The sequence below is a fragment of the Aquabacterium sp. genome (genome assembly GCF_021768455.1).
Lineage (GTDB): Bacteria > Pseudomonadota > Gammaproteobacteria > Burkholderiales > Burkholderiaceae_C > Aquabacterium.
On the sequence record NZ_JAIZVX010000316.1, the window covers coordinates 1 to 1,010 of the forward strand.

Consider the following 1,010-nt stretch of genomic DNA (forward strand, 5'->3'; position numbering starts at 1 on the left):
GGCGTTCAGGCCGAGCGCGCAGGCTAGGGCGAGCAGGGGGCGCGAGGCGGGGAAGGCAAGCGTTTGCGTCACGGCTTGATCTTCAGGCGCTTGAGGGTGTCGAGCAGGGTGTCGTTGTCGGGTTCGGCCTTGAGGGCTTCGCGCAGGTAGCGGCGGGCTTCGTCCTGCTGGCCGAGGGTCCAGAGCACCTCGCCCAGGTGGGCGGCAATTTCCGGGTCCGGGCGGCTGTCGTAGGCCTGCTTCAGCACGCGCGCGGCCTCTGCCGTCTGTCCGGCGCGGAAGGCCAGCCAGCCCAGGCTGTCGGTGATGAAGGGGTCGCCAGGGCGGATCTCCAGGGCCTTGGTGATGAGCTGGCGGGCTTCGTCGAGGCGCAGGCCGCGGTCGGCCAGGCTGTAGCCCAGGGCGTTGTAGGCGTTGGCGTTGTCCGGGCTGAGCGCAATGGCCTGGCGCAGGAGGCGCTCCATCTCGGTGTGCTGCTGCAGCTTGTCGGCCATCATGGCCTGGTCGTAGAGCAGTTCGCTGTCTTCGGGGTAGCGTGCGACGCCTTCGGCCAGGAGCTTGTAGGCCTCTTTGTAGGCGCGGGCGTCACGCAGCAGCTGGGCTTCGGTCTGGACCTTGATGGCGCCGTCGCGGGGCTCGGATTCCGGCAGCTTGCGGATCACGGCGCGGGCCTCGTTCAGCTTGCCTTGGCGGGTCAGCAGGCGGGCCTTCTGGGTCTGGATGGCGAGTTTGCTCCCTTGGGGGTCGGCTTTGTCCAGCCAGTTGAGGGCCGCGGGCAGCTGCTGCCGCACTTCGGCGATCTGGGCCATGAGCAGTTGGGCCTGCTGGAGGTCGCTGTCGGTGTTGTCGGCGCGCACACGGGAAGGGTCGCCAGGTTTGCTGGCGAGTTCGGGGTGCTCGCTCAGGCTCAGGGGGACCTTGAGGGCGGCCTCGGCCTTGTCGGGCTGATTGAGCTGCAGGCGCACGGCGGCCAGGGTCAGCCAGGAGCCGATCTGCTCGGGCTGGGCCTG

1 protein-coding gene is annotated in these 1,010 nt (G+C 69.2%); it reads right to left on the bottom strand.

What is annotated here, in order from left to right:
• Nucleotides 1-68: 68 nt before the first annotated feature.
• Nucleotides 69-1,010, bottom strand: a 942-nt coding sequence (locus QZ994_RS19995) for a tetratricopeptide repeat protein (protein ID WP_290877887.1), incomplete at its 5' end; no start/stop codon positions are given.